Source organism: Neorhizobium sp. BETTINA12A (genome assembly GCF_023006485.1).
GTDB lineage: Bacteria > Pseudomonadota > Alphaproteobacteria > Rhizobiales > Rhizobiaceae > Neorhizobium.
This window is the reverse complement of the sequence record NZ_JALBGW010000005.1, coordinates 57,147-77,027: the sequence shown is the minus strand read 5'-3', so window position 1 is coordinate 77,027 and position 19,881 is coordinate 57,147. Positions and strand designations below refer to the sequence as shown.

Annotated in this window: 16 protein-coding genes, 1 tRNA gene, 1 pseudogene and 1 riboswitch; of the genes and pseudogenes, 11 read left to right on the top strand and 7 right to left on the bottom strand. The window is 57.3% G+C overall.

Going from position 1 to position 19,881, the window contains the following annotated elements; all coding sequences use genetic code 11:
• Positions 1-31: 31 nt before the first annotated feature.
• Positions 32-110: riboswitch (SAM riboswitch) on the bottom strand.
• Between the two features lie 73 nt (positions 111-183).
• The 3 genes from MOV61_RS02955 (at position 184) to MOV61_RS02945 (ending at position 2,868) form a co-directional block, all read left to right on the top strand.
• Positions 184-1,278 carry a 2'-deoxycytidine 5'-triphosphate deaminase gene (locus MOV61_RS02955; RefSeq protein ID WP_038539461.1) on the top strand — a complete coding sequence of 365 codons (1,095 nt, stop codon included), beginning with the start codon at positions 184-186 and terminating at the stop codon, positions 1,276-1,278.
• Between the two features lie 53 nt (positions 1,279-1,331).
• Positions 1,332-1,405: transfer RNA gene (locus MOV61_RS02950), tRNA-Gly, on the top strand.
• Positions 1,406-1,635: 230 nt separating this feature from the next.
• Positions 1,636-2,868: an integrase arm-type DNA-binding domain-containing protein gene (locus MOV61_RS02945; protein WP_247135470.1), complete on the top strand. Its 1,233-nt coding sequence runs from the start codon at positions 1,636-1,638 to the stop codon at positions 2,866-2,868.
• Positions 2,869-3,081: 213 nt separating this feature from the next.
• On the opposite strand, the gene MOV61_RS02940 is transcribed toward MOV61_RS02945, so the two are convergent.
• Complete coding sequence (locus MOV61_RS02940; protein ID WP_247135469.1) at positions 3,082-4,896, bottom strand: hypothetical protein; 1,815 nt, start codon at positions 4,894-4,896, stop codon at positions 3,082-3,084.
• A 273-nt stretch (positions 4,897-5,169) separates the two neighbouring features.
• On the opposite strand from MOV61_RS02940, the gene MOV61_RS02935 reads away from it, so the two are divergent.
• Genes MOV61_RS02935 through MOV61_RS02925 form a run of 3 tightly spaced genes read left to right on the top strand, consistent with a single transcriptional unit; the run spans position 5,170 to position 8,916 of the window.
• On the top strand, positions 5,170-7,182 hold the full coding sequence (locus tag MOV61_RS02935) for a hypothetical protein (protein ID WP_247135468.1): 2,013 nt from the start codon (positions 5,170-5,172) through the stop codon (positions 7,180-7,182).
• Positions 7,179-7,832, top strand: a complete 654-nt coding sequence (locus MOV61_RS02930; RefSeq protein WP_247135467.1) for a hypothetical protein — start codon at positions 7,179-7,181, stop codon at positions 7,830-7,832. Before MOV61_RS02935 ends, MOV61_RS02930 begins: the two co-directional genes overlap by 4 nt.
• Complete coding sequence (locus MOV61_RS02925) at positions 7,825-8,916, top strand: hypothetical protein (protein ID WP_247135466.1); 1,092 nt, start codon at positions 7,825-7,827, stop codon at positions 8,914-8,916. Before MOV61_RS02930 ends, MOV61_RS02925 begins: the two co-directional genes overlap by 8 nt.
• A 104-nt stretch (positions 8,917-9,020) precedes the next feature.
• On the opposite strand, the gene MOV61_RS02920 is transcribed toward MOV61_RS02925, so the two are convergent.
• Together MOV61_RS02920 and MOV61_RS02915 are read right to left on the bottom strand one after the other, a co-directional pair.
• The gene (locus MOV61_RS02920; RefSeq protein WP_247135465.1) at positions 9,021-10,355 is read right to left on the bottom strand and encodes a hypothetical protein; all 1,335 of its coding nucleotides are present in this window, start codon (positions 10,353-10,355) and stop codon (positions 9,021-9,023) included.
• A gap of 550 nt (positions 10,356-10,905) precedes the next feature.
• The gene (locus MOV61_RS02915; RefSeq protein WP_247135464.1) at positions 10,906-11,457 is read right to left on the bottom strand and encodes a recombinase family protein; all 552 of its coding nucleotides are present in this window, start codon (positions 11,455-11,457) and stop codon (positions 10,906-10,908) included.
• A gap of 562 nt (positions 11,458-12,019) precedes the next feature.
• Here MOV61_RS02915 and MOV61_RS02910 point away from each other — a divergent pair.
• Genes MOV61_RS02910 through MOV61_RS02900 form a run of 3 tightly spaced genes read left to right on the top strand, consistent with a single transcriptional unit; the run spans position 12,020 to position 16,584 of the window.
• The gene (locus tag MOV61_RS02910; RefSeq protein ID WP_247135463.1) at positions 12,020-12,970 is read left to right on the top strand and encodes a class I mannose-6-phosphate isomerase; all 951 of its coding nucleotides are present in this window, start codon (positions 12,020-12,022) and stop codon (positions 12,968-12,970) included.
• A 2-nt stretch (positions 12,971-12,972) separates the two neighbouring features.
• Complete coding sequence (locus MOV61_RS02905; RefSeq protein ID WP_247135462.1) at positions 12,973-15,258, top strand: glycosyltransferase family 4 protein; 2,286 nt, start codon at positions 12,973-12,975, stop codon at positions 15,256-15,258.
• A gap of 27 nt (positions 15,259-15,285) precedes the next feature.
• Complete coding sequence (locus MOV61_RS02900) at positions 15,286-16,584, top strand: glycoside hydrolase family 130 protein (RefSeq protein WP_247135461.1); 1,299 nt, start codon at positions 15,286-15,288, stop codon at positions 16,582-16,584.
• Positions 16,585-16,711: 127 nt separating this feature from the next.
• Here MOV61_RS02900 and MOV61_RS02895 read toward each other — a convergent pair whose 3' ends face one another.
• The 3 genes and pseudogenes from MOV61_RS02895 to MOV61_RS02885 all read right to left on the bottom strand — a co-directional run.
• Complete coding sequence (locus tag MOV61_RS02895) at positions 16,712-16,879, bottom strand: hypothetical protein (RefSeq protein ID WP_247135460.1); 168 nt, start codon at positions 16,877-16,879, stop codon at positions 16,712-16,714.
• Between the two features lie 73 nt (positions 16,880-16,952).
• A complete protein-coding gene (locus MOV61_RS02890; protein ID WP_247135459.1) occupies positions 16,953-17,345 on the bottom strand; it encodes a hypothetical protein in 393 nt (130 codons plus the stop codon).
• Between the two features lie 142 nt (positions 17,346-17,487).
• Positions 17,488-17,583: pseudogene (locus tag MOV61_RS02885) on the bottom strand (co-chaperone GroES); the annotation flags it as partial.
• A gap of 574 nt (positions 17,584-18,157) precedes the next feature.
• Here MOV61_RS02885 and MOV61_RS02880 point away from each other — a divergent pair.
• The gene (locus MOV61_RS02880) at positions 18,158-18,367 is read left to right on the top strand and encodes a hypothetical protein (protein WP_046664802.1); all 210 of its coding nucleotides are present in this window, start codon (positions 18,158-18,160) and stop codon (positions 18,365-18,367) included.
• Positions 18,364-18,930 carry a hypothetical protein gene (locus MOV61_RS02875; protein ID WP_247135458.1) on the top strand — a complete coding sequence of 189 codons (567 nt, stop codon included), beginning with the start codon at positions 18,364-18,366 and terminating at the stop codon, positions 18,928-18,930. The genes MOV61_RS02880 and MOV61_RS02875 overlap by 4 nt, the downstream gene beginning before the upstream one ends.
• Before the next feature lie 344 nt (positions 18,931-19,274).
• Here the strand turns inward: MOV61_RS02875 and MOV61_RS30550 are convergent, their stop codons facing one another.
• Positions 19,275-19,541: a DUF982 domain-containing protein gene (locus MOV61_RS30550; RefSeq protein WP_172717200.1), complete on the bottom strand. Its 267-nt coding sequence runs from the start codon at positions 19,539-19,541 to the stop codon at positions 19,275-19,277.
• Positions 19,542-19,881 lie beyond the last annotated feature (340 nt).

Below are 19,881 nucleotides of genomic sequence, written 5' to 3'. Positions count from 1 at the left end.
TCAGAACAAAAAAACCGGTCGCATAAGCAGACCGGTTTCGCACCCGGTCTTTTTAGCCACTTATTTAACGTGGCTGCAAGCCGACCGGCCAAATCACCACGGGATAAGAGTGGCATAGCGCCGCGTCCCGCTTGCGTCAATGGCTCGCATTTGGTTTTGTCGCCTCGTAAACTTGAGAGAGACATGATGGCTCGCGAAACAGGAATTTTGGCAGACCGCGCGATCGCGGCGCTTTTCGACAGTGGACGGCTGATTTCCGAACGTGAACTGGACCGGGACCAGGTCCAGCCGGCAAGCCTGGACCTGCGCTTGAGTGCCAAGGCTTTTCGCGTCCGCGCCAGCTTCATGCCGGGCCCGACGAGCCTGGTCTCCGATAAGCTCGATCGGCTGAAGCTGCACGTTATCGATCTTTCCGAAGGCGCCGTGCTGGAAACCGGCTGCGTCTACATCGTGCCGCTGATGGAACGGCTCGATCTGCCGGCCAATATGTCTGCCTCCGCCAATCCGAAAAGCTCCACCGGCCGGCTCGACATCTTCACCCGCGTCATCACCGATTACGCGCAGGAGTTCGACAAGATTCCGACCGGTTATTCCGGGCCACTCTATCTCGAAATCTCGCCTCGTACCTTCCCGATCGTGGTGCGCCGCGGTTCGCGTCTGTCGCAAATCCGCTTCCGGGTCGGCAATGCGCTGCTGAGCGAGCCCGACCTCCTGCAACTCCACAATGACGAAACCCTGGTCGCATCCGCCAAGCCAAATGTCTCGGGCGGCGGCATCGCCCTGTCGATCGATCTGTCCGGCGATAGCGTCGGCCTGATCGGTTATCGCGGCAAACACCACACGGCCGTCGTCGACGTCGACAAGAAGGCGCAGCACGACATCTTCGATTTCTGGGAGCCGCTTTACAGCCGCGGCCGCAACGAACTGATCCTCGATCCCGACGAATTCTATATCCTCGTCTCGCGTGAGGCGGTGCACGTGCCGCCGCTCTATGCCGCCGAGATGACGCCCTTCGATCCGCTGGTCGGCGAGTTCCGCGTCCACTATGCCGGTTTCTTCGATCCGGGCTTCGGCCACGAGGCGGCAGGGGGACGGGGCAGCCGGGCGGTGCTCGAAGTGCGTAGCCACGAAGTGCCCTTCATCCTCGAAGACGGCCAGATCGTCGGCCGCCTTGTCTATGAACACATGATGGACAAGCCGGAAGGTATGTACGGCACGGGCCTCGGCTCCAACTATCAGGCCCAGGGCCTGAAACTGTCCAAGCATTTTCGCGCCTGACCTCACCTCCGGCTTGACAGGCGAGGCCGTCTGTTGGAAGTCTGAAACCTGACGCGGGTGTAGCTCAATGGTAGAGCAGCAGCTTCCCAAGCTGAATACGAGGGTTCGATTCCCTTCACCCGCTCCACCGGCCCTTGTGGCTGCCGCGGCCTCCCTTTCCTAGGTTCGTTCAGCGAGGTGCAGAGATGTGCACTAAGCCATTGACAAACAAAAAGATTGTTCAACCGAACCTCGCGCGCGCGTAGCGGGCTTTCGCCGCAATAGTGCAGCAATGTCCAGCACTGTTCGGTGACAGCCGGTCGTTTTTACAGTACAAAAGCCGGTATCGCCCACTTAATGAGGAAGCCGATACCGTCGATGGCCCTAACTGACATACATATCCGAAATGCCAAGAAGGCCCACAAATCATACAAATTGCCGGATGGAAGCGGACTGTACCTTTATGTTTCGAAGGCGGGCGGTAAGTCGTGGAGACTCGACTACGCTTATTTTGGCAAGCGAAAGACGCTGACTATTGGCACGTACCCCTCGGTCGGACTCGCTGAAGCACGAGCTCGGAGAGATGAGGCGAAGAAAAAACTGTCAGAAGGATTAGACCCCTCGCTGTCGAAAAAACGCGACCAGTTGGCCGCTAAGGCGGCAGCTGGGAATACCTTCGAACTTATCGCCGACGAATTCATTGCTAAACTGCGCCGCGATAAGCGGGCTGAGCCAACAATTGAGAAAAACACCTGGATGCTGAAGGTGCTCGCGAAGAAGCTGCTGCCTTATCCAATCACCCAGATCTCGGCGAAGGACGTACTAGATGTCCTCGGCACTATCGAAAAAAGTGGTCGCGTTGAAAGTGCACTTGCCACCCGTTCAGCAATAGGACGTGTTTTCCGCTTCGCCATCGCCACAGCAAGAGCAGAAAATGACCCAACATCCGCTTTGCGAGGCGCCCTTCAGCGCCATGTACCGACCAGCCATCCTGCACTCACGACACGTGAAGAGCTGGGTGGGCTAATGAGAGCCATTTATGGCTATGAAGGCTGGCCCTCCCTTGTCGCTGCACTAAAGATTCAAGCTTTATGCTTTGCTCGCCCGGGTGAGACGCGATCAATGGGATGGTCAGAAGTCGACCTTGAAAAAGCCATCTGGACGATCCCTGCCGCAAAAACCAAAATGCGTCGAGAGCACCATGTGCCTCTTTCCCGACAGGCGCTGGAAATCATCAAACAGATGAAAGACTTGTTTCCAGATAGAGAGCAGGTCTTCCCGTCGATGATGTCGGGCAAGACGTTTCTCTCAGAAAATTCGATGAATTCAGCTCTTCGCAGAATGGGGATAGGGGACGATGAACATACTGCCCACGGTTTTCGCTCGTCCGCCAGCAGCATATTGAACGAATCTGGGAAGTTCAGCGCTGACGCCATTGAGGCGCAACTTGCCCATTTGGACACTCGCGAGGTTCGAAGAGTCTACAATCGAGCGACCTATTGGAATGAGCGCGTGCAAATGATGCAGTGGTGGGCCGATATGCTTGACGAACAACGAACTCAGAAGCGCGCGCTATTCAACAGCTCGGTTGCCGCAGCTATCAGCGGATGATCAGGGGCTGGCTGCGCATTATACGATCTCAACATATGCGCCTGAAGTAATACTTGGATTTCAAAAACATCGTGTCAGCGGCGGATTGATAAAGACTATCGCAACACGAGGGGGCTGCTCCTTATCTCCCCGCAAGTGACATACTCATTCCCGCTTACAGCCTTTGGCAACTTCGGCCTGGATGACGGAAAATTCTGGAAACGGACGTTCCGCTTAAGGCTGGCAAACAATTGACCCGGATGCGCCCACCTCTGTGCACGCAGAGAAGAAGGACTGCAGGAGCCAAAACAGTTGCACAAACGTGTGGGGTGGCCGCTGCCCAGCCTGGATAGCGGCAAACGCATCCTCAACACCCTTCTTGCTGAGTGACGAAGTTACAATTACCGCCCGCCGCCGCACATCGGGTGCTGTTCTGGCCCGCACAATCGTTGCACCAAGATCGCCCATGTTGTTCCGAATGATTCTCGCGATTTGGGTCGGTTGGCCTGCGGCGTTATAGGTGACGTTCCAACTCTGCATCTTGGCCGCCATTCGTTCAGGCGGAAACATCATGTTGCCAAGGTTCTTGATCGCCTGACTCACTGCAACGTGAAAGGAGCCGGCACTAAGCGTCAATGCATCATGCTTCGCGTGGTAGAAACACACCTGGACGAAACCGGCTTCTTCCTTGATGCCAATGAAGTCAGCCCACTCATCACCAAGATCGTCGCAGATCAGAATGGCATCCTCCGCGCCGATGTGCTCAACAATGGCCCCGAAAGTGGAAGTTCCGTCGAACGCCACCTGGCCGGCGACGAATGTACCTTTCTCGTCCGTAACGGTTTGAAGAGATGCATCCGGATGTAGGTAGGGAAGGAACGACGCCCCGCCATCCAGCATAGTTTCATCCCGAAACACCTGACCGTCGATGTAGGAAAGTCGAACGTCATCGAACAAGACAATGAAGCAGTCACCTTCATCGAGATAAGAACGCAGCGGCCGGCGGTCTGGATCCTCTCCCAATGCCAGATCACAGGTCTCCACCTCTACCGCGGCGGCCATGCCGAGTGTGAGGGACCGTAATGCAATACGGCTCTTGTTCAGACTTATCGTGGCGACCTCGTCGTCGCTGTCTGGAAGCTTCGCAGCGCGCAACTTCCCGTTTCCTTCGATAGAGAGCGCCTGGTCGAGCTGACCGAGGAGCTCGCTGAACTCATCAGTGGAGAGTTCGGTAACGTGATCTCCAACATGGACAAGCCGGATGGTAGCTTCGTCACCGGTAACCGCAGCCGCAAGTCGCGCCGTGTCGATCGCGATTGTTGTCGGCTGTGAGGCGGCAAGGGCATCCTCGAGTGACATTGGTCGCGCAAATGTTCTTATGAAGGGGGAGACATCAACGGGATCAACCCGAAGGGCGTCAATCATTATCCGGGCGAACTCGATTAGCTCGTCGTGACCCACCTTGTCCGATCGAACACCAATACGACCTGTGCTGGGGGTCGTCGTGCTATAGATGCCATCGACCGACACCGTGTATGTCTGCGGAGCGTACCTGCGGCTGCCGGCCGGACCCACCACATTCGCCAGATTCGGGGCTTCCAAAGTTTTGTTCCGCATCACATGAGGCGACACTGACATATTACGCATTCGCATTTTTTGGAACACCGCGTTCTCGCGCGCGATAGCGCCCTCCATCCGGCTTACGGAGATTGGCGAAAAGTGCCGAGACTTGAATGCTGTCGGCAGAACAAGGCGCGAGGAAAACAGCGCCGCGTGGCCTTGATATTCGACGAGCATCAGGTAACCGAAGAGCCTCTCCTTTACCCCAGAGGCCGGATTGAGAAATGCAGGCGATGTTGAGTACTCAAAGCAAATTGCTGACCACCGCGCATTACCCTGACTCTCGCGGATGTGCCTGAATACATTGTTCGCGCTTGTGCCGTGCGACTTGCGAAGAGCCGTAAACAGATCCTCAACGGTCTTGTCGGTTAGATTCCTGCGGACAGTAAAAAACGCCGCCGACTTCGAAACCGTCAGGTTGTCAATCATGCCCCCTCCCGTATGAACAGCTTCGCGAATAAGATTGCATTTATCGCGCAATGCGCGAGCGCCATCAAGCGTTGATTTAATGCATAGGTTGTCTGGTCAAGAACCCTTTAGTGCCTCGCTGTACCGAGAAATGTTGATGCCGTAGGGACTTGATGGTTTGTCTTGCCGGTGGCATTGTCGTTCCGCAACTCCTGGTTTGAGGAACGTGTCAGTGCATAAGCCTTCCTATGTGATCGTCTCGCGGCTGCAGGCGCTAGTAATTACTTGTTCTAGATGACTATCCAATTTCCCGTCTTTGAAAGCCTATCCGTCCGTAACTACGAGCTCTATCCAGGAGCTACCGGAGGCAACGGCTTTGATTTTGCCTTTCAAGCCGATGAAAATCTCGTTTTGGGTGTTAATGGGCTTGGTAAAAGTACCCTGTTGCTGCTTCTCAAGCAGATGATCCAGGGCCCAGTCAGACTGCGGTCCCCGGGTTTCGCCGGCGAGCGGCAAGCCGACTGGTTCCACGGAGACGCTAACATGTTCGCCGTACGTGCCAATGACGGTGGCGCAACGGCTACAGCCGAACTCGTCGTTCGTTTTGGTGCCAACCGGCTGCGCATTCAACGGCGTCTCAGGGACTTGTCTCTGATAAACCATGCCACCGGTCGAGCAGGCCTGGACTTTAACACGAAGGACAACGGTGGTTATCATCAAGACGTAGCCGATCTGGCCGGAGTCGGCTCCTTCGGGGATGTCCTACGGCTATGCGACCGAGTAGTGTTCTTCCTCGAAAATCGTGAGCGACTTCTCTGGGATTGGCGGGCTCAATACGAGATTTTTCGCTCACTACTGCTGCCCCCTAATGAAGCTAGCAAACTGCGTAGTCTTGAGTCCCAGATCGTCAGTGCCGACAGTTCCGCACGAAATATTCGCGCCACGATGTACAAGCTCCGAAACCGGAGAGAGAAACAAGTACGAAAGCTTGAGAGAGAGGAAGACGTCCTGGCGGCAATCAGCGATGTCGATCCCAGAATAGAGACAACCCAACAGCTAGAGATCGAGTTGGTGCAGCAACTCGATAGCAAACGTGTTGAGGTGGCGGACGAGCGAGCGCGGGTTTGGAAAATCACAACCGACGAGGATGCGGCGGCCGCGAGATATGCTCATCTCAAATATCGTGCCTTGCGTCATTCGCTACCAAGAGCCGGCAATGAGGTGCAGTACCTTCTTCTGAAGATCGCAGACGAAGGCCACTGCCTCGTATGCGATACGCAGGGACTCGACTCGATGTCGGCAGAGGTTAAGCACCGGCTCGGTCATGGCCAATGCATCCTTTGCGGTTCGCCGTTTGCCAACGAGGATGTATCCACGACAACTGAGGCCCTCATTGCTCAAGCCCAACAAGCGCATGATGAACTCACGAACCTTAGAGCGGCGGTAGCGGAGGCCCAATTACGCCTACAAGCTGCCACGGAAGAGGAGCACGGCATAGTCGACCGCTTGCGGCGATGTCGGGAGGAAGTCGACCTTCTTCAGCGTCATCGCCGAAATCTGATCGGAAAACTACCTCGTGCAGACCGCGCTCAGTTGGCGCGCGTGGAGGGCGAACTCGACAACCTTCGCTCCAGTGCCGAGCAGTTCGAACACGATCGAGAAGTGGCCGAAGCGGAAGTGGAGCTGCTCCTCGCTAAATTGCGGGAGGGCGTAGAGCGTTTCAGGCAACCGATTGAGTCCACATTTTTAAAGCGAGGGTCGTCGTTTTTCATCGAGCATATTCGCCTGGTCTATGCGCCGCGCGTCGAGAAGATCGCCCAACTTGGGGCGAAGTTTGAGTTCCCTGCCTTCGAGGTCGACATGACGAGCGGTTCTACCGGCGCAGCCTTCGTACGTCGCACCTACGAGCAGGCCTCGCTATCACAACGTGAATACTTGGACATCGCTTTCCGGATGTCAGTGATGGAAAGCTTCGGCGGTCAAGAATGTAGTATCGTGGTCGATGGTCCCGAAGGCTCGGTCGACGTGGTATTCGCCGACCGCGCTGGCAAGATGCTCGCAGCATTCGCTGAGACTGGTAGCCGGGTGCCGGGGGGCACGCCAACGCGCCAAATCATCGCAGCTTGCAATGTTGTGGAGGGCGGGTTCATACCGTTCTATTTGGGTGACCATAGTACTCGACCGGCTCGACTCGCTCGCACAATTGACCTTCTGACTATAGCGACCCCAACCGCGGCATTGGAGCAGCTGAGGCCCGAATATACCACGAAAGTGGAAGAGGTGCTTTTTAGAGGTACATTTCCATGACGGAGGATGAAAGAACGGAACTGCAGGTCAGAGTGGTTCGGCTCATCGATGCCTTGGTAAAAGCTGGTCTCGAAGACGTGACACTCGAGGACTTTCACGCCTTCGCCTTTTTCGCGGATGCTTTGGCGCCCGTCTGGGGCACGTTGCCACCGTTGGGTGAGGTGCTAAAGGACGAGGATGGTCCTCACTATCCTGCATTGCAACGGGAATTGGACTTTTTAATTGGGCGCGGCTTGGTGACTGTCAGCCACCTATCGCCTGATGATCGAGGTGGTCGTTGGCGTCTTGATATCGGGTTTTCCCTTGATTTGGAGAGAGCTTCGTCGTGGCTCACGGTCGCAGGCCAGATGCCTGACGAGGATCCGGGGCTTGCAGCCTTCCTCGCAGACCTTGCCTACAACTTTGTGGAGATACCGATTGGGAGCCGAGATGACGCCGCTCGTGTAGACGCAGCTTGGTCTGCTCCCGAGACCTCTGTGGGACGTTTCATCGAACTTGACGGCCGCTCGCCGTCGGGGCGAAGAGGGCTAAACCACTCGGTCGAAGCTGCCCGCCACTTCCAAGCCTATGCCTCCGAAGGAGTGGTATTGACCCCTGCCGAACAGACATCACTTTACATGAGCCTTGTGCGTCGGAGGGCCGGTGCGTAGCGGGTACATTGGGGGTATCCCAGAGCAGGAGATTGCGGACCTTTTTCAGGCGAAGGGTATCCCCGGCGACGCCGGCGCTGATCGCGCAATTCGTTTCCTTCGGAAGCTCTCGGACCTAATCGCCAGAAGATGGGCCGCGGGAGAGCATGGCACTGGCGCGGTCTTCCTCCTCGCCGAAAAGGTCTCCGATGCGATGAAAGGCCGAAAGGGGGTGTCCAAGCCAACGTTGGTCAACGGCAATGACCCGATCTCAGATGGCGTTTGGTTGGTCAATGCCCAAGTTGGAAATGCGCATGCCCTCGCCCTGGAATGGGAAACGGGCGCCAGTCTCGCCGTGGTCGTGGATGCGGGATTGGGAGACTTGCCTGCAGTAACGATCGACCTTCGAGACAAGTCGAGGCCGCCGCAGGTTCTGTTTTTTCCGGATGGTTGTGTCAATCTCGACTCAATGCTCACCCTATTTCTTGGCGATCAACCGATCGATGAGGGGACGATGAAGGGCACCCTCGACGACTTCTACCAAAACAGCCTACGAACGCCGATGACCGTGCTTGCCGGGCATTCTCCCGACCGCATCTGGAAAGACAGCGGCAAGGGCGTCCCCCAGGCTCGTCCGGAGGAATCCATCGAAGGCATGCTCTTGAGACACTTGAAAGCAGTGTTCCCGGATCACGATCCGCGAGCTCAGAACACCACTGATGACGGTTACCTTGACATCGCCGTCCACTACGCCGACAGAACTGTGCAGGGGCACCCGGCAAGACGATGCGACTGGGTGCTCGAGCTGAAGGCCTTGGCCGACCGCACAACTAACGACAATCCCAGTTCGGCAAACGTCGAAGAGGCGGTGACTAAGGGTGTTCGCCAAACCATCGCGTATTCGACGGCTGAGAACAGCCTCGAACGAGCTTTGTGCGTCTACGATCTCCGCGACGTCGCGAATGACGACGAGACATGTTTCGATCACGTCCGCGAGGATGCCACAGACAATCAGATTCACCTCTGGCGCTGGCGACTCATGCGTTCGGCCGAGGAAGGGCGGAAGGAGCGATACCCTCTTAAAGCTGATTCGCCCACGGCTTAATGGCGTAGCTATGGCGGGAGCTCGCTAGGTGCGGTCCCGAACGTCAATTGGCGCCGATTGCCTGGTGATCGATCAGTGCGAGGCTGATGTATACGGCCTTCGCATTAGCGCTTCGTCAAGTGAACCAATGTCTCGTCGAGGTCGTAGGTTCCACCTTGCTGCGCACTGGACCGCATCGAGCGCATGGAGGAAAGATCGGCGAGATCGAAACCAAGGTCATTCGCCAGTTCAACGAGGATTCTCCCCACATCGATGGACACCCCTGCATAGCGACTATCGCCAACAACCATCATGACCGCCCCACCATTGACGATCTTATCGTGCAGGGTCGTTAATATGACGACGAGGTCGTCGAAATAGGCGCGGACCATTTCGGGTATATTCTTGTCCCACATAACGTCACGGCGCGCACTTAGGTCGAACATCGTCCGGTCGAGTAGAGGAGAGCTAGCGCCTGCGTCGAAAGAGCGCTTGATCTGAACGTGCGACCTGAGAGTTGCTGTGCGCAGCTTTCGATTGTCTTCGGCCGTTCTCAGATACCCAAGCATCCAAAGCTCAATATTGTAGATGTCCGTGTAGTCGAAGGAATTCGGGTAAGGCGGGGAGAACAGTGCGAAGTCCGCCTCGTCGGCCTCGCTTAATACGATTCTAGCGTCCCCTCGAAAAAGAGAGTAGTCCCGACAGGGGCGGTCGCCAAACCTTACCACGTCCTCGAGCGCGTTCAGGAATGCCGTTTGGAAGGCCCTTCCCACTTGGGTAGGGTGAACCCTGCGACGCTCCCAGCCCGATCGATAGCGGCGTCCCTTGCCACTGATGATTACGTTACTCAGCTCTATCAACGTGGACCCCAGTAGGACCTTAAAGAGCCTGACGTGGGCCGGGTTACCGAGCGCCTCGATGGCGCTGCGGTAGGTGAGAATTCGTTCGGCTACCTCCGCTGAGTAGATCCATCTCCCCTTAACACCCGGCGCGACCATCGTGCGTGGAGCGTTCGCGAGCATCGCCCACGGCTCCGCTGTGCTAATGGCCACCGCGTCCAGGACCTCGCTGTAGGAAGAAAGGAGTGACTGCGGCTCGTACGACTGTAGCTTAGCTTCGATGAGATCTGCCAAGAAGGGATTCACCTCGACTGTCGTTGGACGAATGCCGAGAAATTGTGTCGTCAGGGCCGTGGTGCCACTTCCCCCGAATGGGTCGATGCAGGTTCGGGGCACACGTTCGAGCTTGCTAATGGCATCTACGACCGCCCGCGGGGCGAAAGCCTCCTTGAACCGATACCAGCGTTGGAACGGCAGATCGTGAGTGTCCTGATTCGTGGACGAGGGGCCGAAGAACGCGTGGCGGGAAAACCAGTCGCGAGCGAGCAGACGCGGTGCAGTGCCCAACCTGCCGGTCAGGGCGGCGATGTTCGTGTTGAGTTCTTCGCGCATCATTTCCACGATCATGACCTTATGGCACGGGAGTAAAGGAGTTGTGTATTATGCGAGTATGCGATTATGTTTCGCATATGACAAGGATAGACAGCCAGAGAATCGGTCGCGAGCTTAAGGAGTGGCTTGAGCGGAACGATATGACAGAGCAAGCCCTTGCGCAGGAGATAAACCGCGGCAGGACCGCCAAGCGTCGACTCAGCCAGTCTTGGGTGAGTCGAATATGCAGTGGTAAGTTCAAGCGCGTCGCGGGCCAGACGGAAGTGGTGTTAAAATATGCGGGTATTCGTGTTTCCTTATCGCCCGAGGACTCGTCGAAGGCAGCGGATCTCATCAATGAAGCCGTGCGAGAGGTATGGGATGGATCGGAAAGCGGCGCCGAGCTGATCGCGAATTTGCTCCGGAGCGCCGCAGCGCTCTCTGGTCGCCGCGGTGTGGGACCTGGCTAAGGACAACGCATGGCGTAGATATCTGCAGGACGGCTCAAAAACATCCAGAACGACCAACATTCGCCCATCGCTCTCGAAAGCCGTCATTCCACTTCCGGCCCCGGGGGCAGTCATTTCGCAGTCGCTCTTAGAACGCGGTAAACCTGCATTCGAGAGCAGCCGATTTCCTTAGCGATTGCAGTCACGCCATGGCCCGATGCCGATAGCTGGCGAATTCTCTGATGATCAATCCGAACCTTCCCGCCCTTGTACTGACCCGCAGACTTAGCCCGCTCGATACCTTCCCGTTGCCGCTCCTTGATAAAACGGCGTTCCATCTGAGCCACCATGCCTAGCACCGTTAGAATGATGTGCCCCATTTCACCACGCGTCGAGACGTGCGGGTCGAGGACTGTGACGAATGCGCCTCGCTGTTGGCAGTCATGAACAATGTTGAGAACGTCGCGAGTGTCACGGCCCAGCCGATCTAGCCGGGTAACCACAAGTTCGTCATCTTGCCGCAGAAACTCGATAACGGTTGCCAATTCAGTGCGACCTTCCCGGTTAGCGCCCGATACTTTTTCTGATCGGACGATCTCGCAGCCTTCAGCGCGAAGCCGGGCATGTTGACCCTGCAGATCCTGATCAATGGTGCTGACGCGTGCGTAGCCGATGCGGGCCATGTGTAACCTCAAGCTTTAGGCCCGAGGCTACCTTGTCACAAATAGGCGCTGTCAACCCAGATGCTACGGTTCGCGGTGATCGGTCAGTGCGTCACATCCGGGTATACCCGGCCGTGACGCATCATAGTGAGCGTTGCGGCTGATGTAGCGGGCAAAAGGCTGGTCGCGAGCGTGAAATAAGATATCAGTGATTTTTAGGAAGCCAATAATCTTTCTTGGAAATTAACAAATATATCCTGACCGATGCGATCGTTATTCATAGGAATTTCGAATGAAATCAAAATATTACTGGCATTTTTGGATTTCATACAAGGCGGCGTGCCATTGCATTTTTGAGATATGCGTTTATATGCAAATTCGGATCGAAAAAATATTGAGTTAGATTTCGAGTTTATTTGTTTTTCTTCTTTCTTGAAATCGTTCCGATTCAAGCGATCGCAGGCTGACCGCAACTTTTTTGGCCGGATTCTGATCAGTCCTCACAGACTGCCCGCCACCCCACAGCAGGATACTCCGACCTCAGATCGACCCGGTCTTAGCGGTACGATGAAGGAGTTCCATAATGGTAGTCGAACAGGCCGGCGTGCGGATTGCACGCAAACCCTGGGGCAGCCACGATCTCCGGCCCTGGACGAAGACACGCCACGACGACGCGATCGGTGAAATTTGGTTCGAGCGCGCCGACGCGCAGGCGCCCGATCCTGCTCTGCTTCTCAAGCTGCTCTTCACAAAAGAGGCCCTGTCGGTCCAGGTCCATCCCGACGACGGCCTTGCGCAATCGCTCGGCATGGGAAGCGGAAAGACTGAAGCATGGTATATTCTTTCAGCGGAACCGGGGGCTCAGGTTGCCGTCGGGTTGACGAGGAGGCTAACCCAGCCGGAACTGCGCCATGCAATCCTTGATGGCTCCATAGCCGATATCGTGGATTGGCGGGATGCCATCGCGGGCGACGTCATTTTCGTCCCGGCCGGAACCATTCACGCCATTGGCGCCGGGCTTGTTGTCGCGGAGATTCAGCAGAGAAGCGATACGACATTTCGTCTTTTCGACTATGGCCGCGAGCGCGAACTGCATGTGGAGCAGGCCGTCGCGGCTGCGGATCTAGAGCCGGCGAATGCCCAGGCAATTCCGATGGACCTCACAGAGGTGAGGACACAGCTGGTCTCCTGTCCTTTCTTCGTCCTCGAACGGGTCAACCTTCCCGCAGGCTCGAACTGGGAGTTGAACGCGGAATGCGAAACTTGGATGCTGGTCATCGCCGGTGAGATAGACGTCGGGAAGGCATCTGCCGGCATCGGAGACGCGTTGTTTGCCGACGCTTCGCACACCCATATCAAGGCCGGAAGCAACGGACTGACCGCCCTGCTTGCCTATGCCGACGCGCAACCAAGGTCCGACCTGCTACGCAATCTCGACATACTCACCGCCAAGCCGGCATCCCGGCATCTTGAACAGGCACTCATTCACCACCAACAACCGGCGGGCTTGCCATTCCGCTCAACGGAGGCATGACCATGACCCAACTCAGGAAAATTGCATTCATCGGCAATTCGCTCCCGCGTCGCTGCGGTATCGCGACTTTCACCAGCGATCTTCAACAGGCGGTTTCCAAATCCCCGGCAAAGGTGGAGGCGGTCATCGTGGCAATGAACGATCACGGCCATACCTATGATTACCCTCCCACTGTCTCGCTTCAAATACGTGACGGAAACCTCGAGGACTATATCAGCACCGCCCAGGCGCTGAATGCCGGACGATTCGACGTAGTTTGTATCCAGCATGAATTTGGAATTTTCGGCGGCGAAGCCGGTAGCTATATTCTGGAATTGATGTCGCGCCTCAACATGCCGATCGTGACGACCCTGCACACGGTTCTTGCCGAACCCAATGCAGCCCAGCGCCGCGTTCTGACGCGGATTATCGAGACATCAGCAAAGGTCATCGTGATGGCCGAGAAGGGCCGTGCGCTTTTGCGTCAGGTCTACGATGCCCCGGCAGACAAAATCGACGTGATCCCGCATGGGATTCCCGACATCGCCTTCGCGGAACCGGACCTCGCAAAGGCAAAACTCGGGTTCAATAATAGGCCGGCTATCCTGACATTCGGACTGCTTTCGCCCAACAAGGGCATAGAGGTGATGATCGATGCGATGCCTCTGATCCTGGAAAGCAGCCCGGACGCTGTCTATGTGGTGCTCGGCGCGACCCACCCCAATCTTATCCGCAATCAGGGCGAGGCCTATCGCGAGAGCCTTATTGCCCGGGTGCAGGCGCTCGGCATCGAAAACCACGTCGTTTTCCTTGACCAGTTCGTCGACCAGGCAAAGCTCCTGGACTTCATTTCCATGTGCGACGTCTATGCGACGCCTTATCTGAACGAGGCGCAGATGACATCGGGCACCCTGGCTTACAGTTTCGGCTTGGGAAAAGCGGTCGTTTCGACACCCTATTGGCATGCCCGCGAACTTCTGGCCGAGGGCCGCGGCATTCTGGTTGCGTCCGGCGATGTAAAAGCCATCGGCACCGAGATCGCGGGATTGCTGACGGATGACACAAGGCGCGATGCCATGCGTGCGCGTGCTTATGCCAGCAGCCGGTCGATGACGTGGCAAAGGACGGCCGAACGTTATGTGGCCGTCTTCGAGACCGCCAAGCGACATTTGCGGCCCGTCGCAGCAGCTGCCGGGGAGAGACATGCACCAACACGCGGCGTCTCCGTCCTGCCGGAGACGCAACTCACCTATTTCCTTTCCATGTGCGACGACACAGGCCTTTTTCAACATGCCGTCCATTCGGTACCTGATCGCGCGCACGGTTACTGCGTCGATGACAATGCACGGGCATTGCTTCTGGCGAGCGCCCTCAACACGTCGGGCGAAAAGTCTCTACCGGAGACGCTGACGAGCCGATTTGCATCCTTCGTGCAACACGCGTGGAATCCCGACAAGAAGCATTTTCGCAACTTCATGGGCTTCGACCGGAGATGGCTCGAAGACATGGGTTCCGAGGACAGCCATGGGCGCACGCTCTGGGCTCTGGGAGAATGTGCTCGCAGCGATACCAATCCGTCCCGCCGTAGCTGGGCGGCGGTCCTGTTCGCGGAAGCTCTGCCGACGGTAGAAATGTTTCGCTCACCGCGCGCGTGGGCTTTCACCCTCCTTGGGCTGGATGGCTATTGTGCCATAAGGGGAGAGGATCTTTTCGCCAAACGGATGCGCCGTCTTCTCGCAGACCGTCTGATGGATATCCTTGTTCGTGTGGAGACGGGGGATTGGACCTGGTTCGAGGAAGGCCTCTCCTATGACAATGCACGCCTGCCCCAGGCGCTGATCATAACGGGCCACGCCAGCGGAACATCCCCGTATGTCGTTGCGGGTGTGCGGACCCTGCGTTGGCTGATGACAAAGCAGACGGCGCCGGGGGGCCATTTCCGGCCGATCGGAACCGATGGTTTCGGCGACATCCGCAAGCCGCCCCAGGAATTTGATCAGCAGCCGCTCGAGGCCACGGCGACGATCTCAGCCTGTCTTGCCGCCTGGCACGCCGATCAAGGCGCAGAATGGAAAAACGGCGCCATCAGCGCATTTGCTTGGTTTCTCGGCAGCAACGATCTTTCGCAGACACTCGTCGATATCGATACGGGCAGTTGTCGCGACGGACTGCACCGCCTGCGCGTCAACGAGAACCGGGGTGGGGAATCCGTAATCTCCTATCTTCTGGCTCTTGTGGAGTATCGCCGGTTCGCCCGTGTCAGCGAGCAGCCTGCAGAACCCGCCCCCCTTCGTGCCCTCTGCGCCTAATCGCCAATCAGATCAATTGAGGTCCCTTTGTCACAAGCCACTTTTCTGAACCGTCAGGCCCTTTTCCTGCGCCCCGATTCGTCGCGCGTCGTCGTGCGACCTTTCAAGCCTGCCACCGAACCGAGGGACCTCAATCCCACCGACAAGTCGCGGGCAAACCATATCGTCGACCGCGTTCTGGCGCTTGACCTGGAGACGACGGAAACCCTTCTCGCCGACGTCCTGGAGAATTTCGAGGGCCGCCACCGTAACCTGCTCGCGACGTTCGAAAACCGGGCCGCGGAAATGGAGGAGGCATTCGCGCCTCACGCCAACTTCACGAAAAAACAGCGTCAGCTTGTTGGCGCGTATTTTCTCAATGAATATTCCTTCGAAGCATCCGCGTTGTTCAATCCCAGTATTGTCTCCCATCCGGATCAGTCGGGTCTGGAAAAGGGGAGCCGGCGTTTCGTTCTCAGCTTGCGCGCCGTCGGCGAAGGGCACGTGTCGTCCCTGACATTCCGTACCGGCGTGATCGCCGCCGATGGCGGCGTTGACATCGATCCGACGGTGCGGCTCGCTTCCACGCCAACCGTCACGGCGCGCACATCCGTTGCGGCAGGCGAGCAGGTCGACGTCAGCTTCGGTTCGGAACAGTCGATCAGCGAGCGGGTCATCTTTCCGATCACTCCCGCTCAGTCGAACGGAATCGAGGACGCGCGGTTTGTCGAATTCGAGGACAACGGAGAGAAGACATTTTACGCGACCTACACCGCCTATAACGGCACGGGCATCCGCTCGGAACTGCTGGAGACCAAGGATTTCGTGTCTTTTCGCTTGAGCCCACTCGCAGGCACCGTGGCCAGGAACAAGGGAATGGGCCTGTTTCCCCGCAAGATCGACGGCCGCTACGCGATGATCGGCCGGCAGGATAGCGAGAACCTCTACCTCATCTATTCCGACGATCTCTATACCTGGAATGGCGGGCAGTTGATCCTCGGCCCCAAGTTTCCATGGGAGTTCGTTCAGATGGGCAATTGCGGCTCGCCGATCGAGCTCGACGAAGGCTGGCTGCTGCTGACCCATGGCGTCGGCGCCGTCCGCAAATATGCTATCGGCGCGGCGCTGCTCGATAAACAGGATCCCTCCAAGGTCCTCGCCCGTTCGCGGGAACCGCTGGTGCGGCCGGAACCATCGGAGCGGGAAGGGTATGTGCCGAACGTCGTCTATACCTGCGGCGCCATGCGCCACAACGACCAGATCGTCCTGCCATACGCGATATGCGACACGTTCTCGAATTTCTCGACGATCAAGATTGCAGATCTTCTGCGGACGCTCGACGGCTGAGCCAGCTTATTCCGCCGCCGTGGCGCAAGCCACGCTAACCTTCGGCGATCGGTCTTTCTCAATCCCGGGCGTGGTCAGGCCATACCCGGGATTGCCTATGTGTGGACGAAGCAGATGCGGAATAATCCTAAATAAGACGGTCGTCTTCCTTTGCCGGCAGCGAACGGCGACGCGCGCTTTCCTCTGCCGATTTCCTGTGTCCTTCGACGGCGGCCCCTCGGATCTCATCGAAGCGGTTCTTTTCGCTCTCCGGCGGCAATGGTGCTGTAGCGACGTTCTTTTCGAAACGGATCATGATGTCATTCTCCTGTTTGGCAGATGGAGGACGCGCCCCGATGACAGGGCGCTGAGCGATCTTGAGGAGAGGGTTAGACGGCCAGGGCAGTGCTGCAGCCCTCGGAGACGCGGCTGTCGGCGGAGGTCTGGCCCGGCATGGTAGCCCAGCCGCCGGCTTCGATGAACTGCCGCTTCCTGTAGCTGTCGGGGATGGCCTTGAGTTCGGTCAATTTCGTTGCTGCGTCCGGTGCCGCATTGAAACGCTGGACGCAGATGGCGGAGGCGAGTTCGCCGCGAGCCGTATCGCCTGCAGTCACAGACAAGGCTCGCGACGAGCCGCCCGTCACCCAGCCGCCCCAGTTGAACCCGACGACGATGGTGGCGATCACTGTGATGAAGCACGCCCATACGAGAACTGTCTTGCTGGGCTGGTAGTTGTCGAAACGCTGGGCGATCGAAATCTTGCCGCTGCTTTGCGTGGCCAATGGAGTATCCCTTCATGGATGTTGCGGGTCCGCTCCCGGCAGCGCCGGCCGAGCGGTTCAGGCACGGCTCTCAGTATTCCATCCCGGCGATGCAGCCGTTGACGGCAGCAGGTTCCTTCACGGGCATGTCGGCGATCATTGCCTCGGCGGAACCAGGAACGATAATCCTGCCTTTGGATTCGAGTTCGCCTTCGGCGCGACTGATGACGACGCGGTCGTGGAGTGGCCGGAATTCGATGGGAGTCTTTCTGCGGCCGGCGCATAGGGCGGCTGCAATCTCTATATAGCCCCTCTGGCATTCGATTGATAGGATTCGCTCACCGTTCCGCCTTTTTCGTTGGGTGCTCTTCACACAGGGCCATCGTCAATAACCACGCGGAAGTTATGATCAGCGAACTAACCCAGAACCTGCTGGATGAGATGTCACTATATTGGCCGACGGCGAATGGTTCAAAATTTGGCGTTGGACTTGTCGGCCGCCACGTGAGCTAGTCCAAGTCGATCATTTTTACTTGTCCCCTTCGGCACCAACGTATTCGTCATCTACCGGTTGAGCTTTGCGGCGATGATTGGGACGTGACGACTTCGGTCCATAGAATGACACCACCGTTCGGGTCACCGGCCGAGTGAGGCTGATATGTGCTGCAATTTCCAAACAGAAATCGCAGTTTCGACGAGGCGAAACCTACGATCTCAATACTTCGATAGGTCGCGCGGCCGTCAGCACGCGGTGATCAGAGCCTATGAACACAATCGCCGCTCGCGCCAGCACTGCATCCGAAACCCCTTGATGGGCCCTAGGAGAATTCTCGATGATAAAATTCGAAGCCGTCCAACCACGTTTGGACGGACCACGAGCCGCAGTTTACGAGTTTGCGAAAAAATATCGATTGGGTGAAGTGGAAGCTGAGCGGCTTTTTCTGAAGCTAGGCGCTTCGGCGACGCAGGTCGCTATGCTCGCGGAGGCCAAGTTTCCTGCTCCGGAATTCGGAAGACCCACCAACAAGGCTAAAGCATCATGAAACCGACTGCGTTCGATGGACAGGTTGTAAATATTGCCGAGAGTTCAAACCCGGCGGAGGCTCTGGGCAACCGCCCGATGGTCAAATCGGCGGGAGACCCCGCCACCGGCCTGAGACAGCGCATCGCGGCCACGGTAACTGCTGCTCGAGCGCAAAGAGAAGCCGAGCTGCAGCAGGCCTCGGATCGCGCGAACGCGGAGCGACGGGAGATACAGCAAAAGGCAAAGAACGCACTGCTGATGCTTCTGAGCGACGACGTCATAAATTCCATCATCGGAAAGCATGCCGGTCTTGGCGAACTTTATGTCGGAACGATCCAAGTGACGAAGCGTGGAGTTGAACTCATCAGGAGCGGCGGAGCGGGAGCATCGCACATGATGGGTGACAGGCTCGATCTTAGATTTGACGGAGGCATTCTGCAGGCTGGCCAACAACTGAAATCGCTCGAATTTCAAAGTCGTGTATTGGAACTGCAGACGCATGGCATCAGGGTTGAGGGGGTGCATGACGCTTCGGCACAAGCCATTTTGATTACGTTCGACTATGAGAATGCGGTGGGCTGACGCCTGATCTAGCTGGGGGGCCATAGGGAACGAGATCTACCTCGACGGGATTTGGTGCGGCAACGGCGGCCAATGCCCGTGATGACCGAATGTGCCGGATAGGCTTGTGCGGTGGCGCATGGGGATGCGTCATGTGGCTGAAGAGGCGTCACCATTCAGGCTCGAGGGCATCAAACTTGGCTCTCGTTCAGAGGGCGTCGGGAGATCGATGTTGGGTTGGCACACGCGAGATAGATGATCCCTGAAGACACTCGTCACCGCGGTTGATGCCCGAGAGATTGGTGCCGCGGGTTATCCCCGGGAACAAGGGCGAAGTCAGGACGAACAGCTAGGCACACGCCGCACTAGGCAAGAACATATGCCTCAATGGCGGCTGCTATGAATGCCTCGCGAGCTACGGAGCTCGAACGACTATGGAAGAGCGCACCCTCGCACGCTTGTTTGGCGGCTTGATACTGTTTATCGCGCTCAGGCGGCCAACGTCTTTCAAGGAATTCCAGCCCGTCCGCAGCGTTCTCTATCATTTCAGGCGAACCGTAACCGATGCGAACGGCAACGGGAGTGCCCCATTGAACGCCCGCTATGTAGGCCGGTACTCGCTTCCACGGCATGATAGTTCTCCTCCCGGCACAATGCTGGAGGTAGCACGACGCGCTCATTCCCGCCACTTAGCAACAACAATCGGACGCTTGCACCCACCTCGCCGCTACCCCAATTGGCGGCCCCCATCGGCTATCCGCTTTTGGCGTAGTCATATAGCGTATAAGTGGGCATGACGTATTCGCACGGCAGCCCCTCTTAAGGCGTGCACATCAGCCGAGGTCGGTTGCAGTAACGGTGGCCTGCGCTCAGTAGAGCTGGCTCGCCAGCATGTTCTCGACGCAAATCAAGAAACGCCGAACAAGGCGTGACTGGCAGCTGGCGTCCACAACGGTTTTGCAATCGATGGAA

Coding starts and splice junctions, on each gene's coding strand:
- MOV61_RS02955 (WP_038539461.1), top strand. CDS start 184: ATGATGGCTCGCGAAACAGGAATTTTGGCAGACCGCGCGATCGCGGCG.
- MOV61_RS02945 (WP_247135470.1), top strand. CDS start 1,636: ATGGCCCTAACTGACATACATATCCGAAATGCCAAGAAGGCCCACAAA.
- MOV61_RS02940 (WP_247135469.1), bottom strand. CDS start 4,896: ATGATTGACAACCTGACGGTTTCGAAGTCGGCGGCGTTTTTTACTGTC.
- MOV61_RS02935 (WP_247135468.1), top strand. CDS start 5,170: ATGACTATCCAATTTCCCGTCTTTGAAAGCCTATCCGTCCGTAACTAC.
- MOV61_RS02930 (WP_247135467.1), top strand. CDS start 7,179: ATGACGGAGGATGAAAGAACGGAACTGCAGGTCAGAGTGGTTCGGCTC.
- MOV61_RS02915 (WP_247135464.1), bottom strand. CDS start 11,457: ATGGCCCGCATCGGCTACGCACGCGTCAGCACCATTGATCAGGATCTG.
- MOV61_RS02910 (WP_247135463.1), top strand. CDS start 12,020: ATGGTAGTCGAACAGGCCGGCGTGCGGATTGCACGCAAACCCTGGGGC.
- MOV61_RS02905 (WP_247135462.1), top strand. CDS start 12,973: ATGACCCAACTCAGGAAAATTGCATTCATCGGCAATTCGCTCCCGCGT.
- MOV61_RS02895 (WP_247135460.1), bottom strand. CDS start 16,879: ATGATCCGTTTCGAAAAGAACGTCGCTACAGCACCATTGCCGCCGGAG.
- MOV61_RS02880 (WP_046664802.1), top strand. CDS start 18,158: ATGATAAAATTCGAAGCCGTCCAACCACGTTTGGACGGACCACGAGCC.
- MOV61_RS02875 (WP_247135458.1), top strand. CDS start 18,364: ATGAAACCGACTGCGTTCGATGGACAGGTTGTAAATATTGCCGAGAGT.
- MOV61_RS30550 (WP_172717200.1), bottom strand. CDS start 19,541: ATGCCGTGGAAGCGAGTACCGGCCTACATAGCGGGCGTTCAATGGGGC.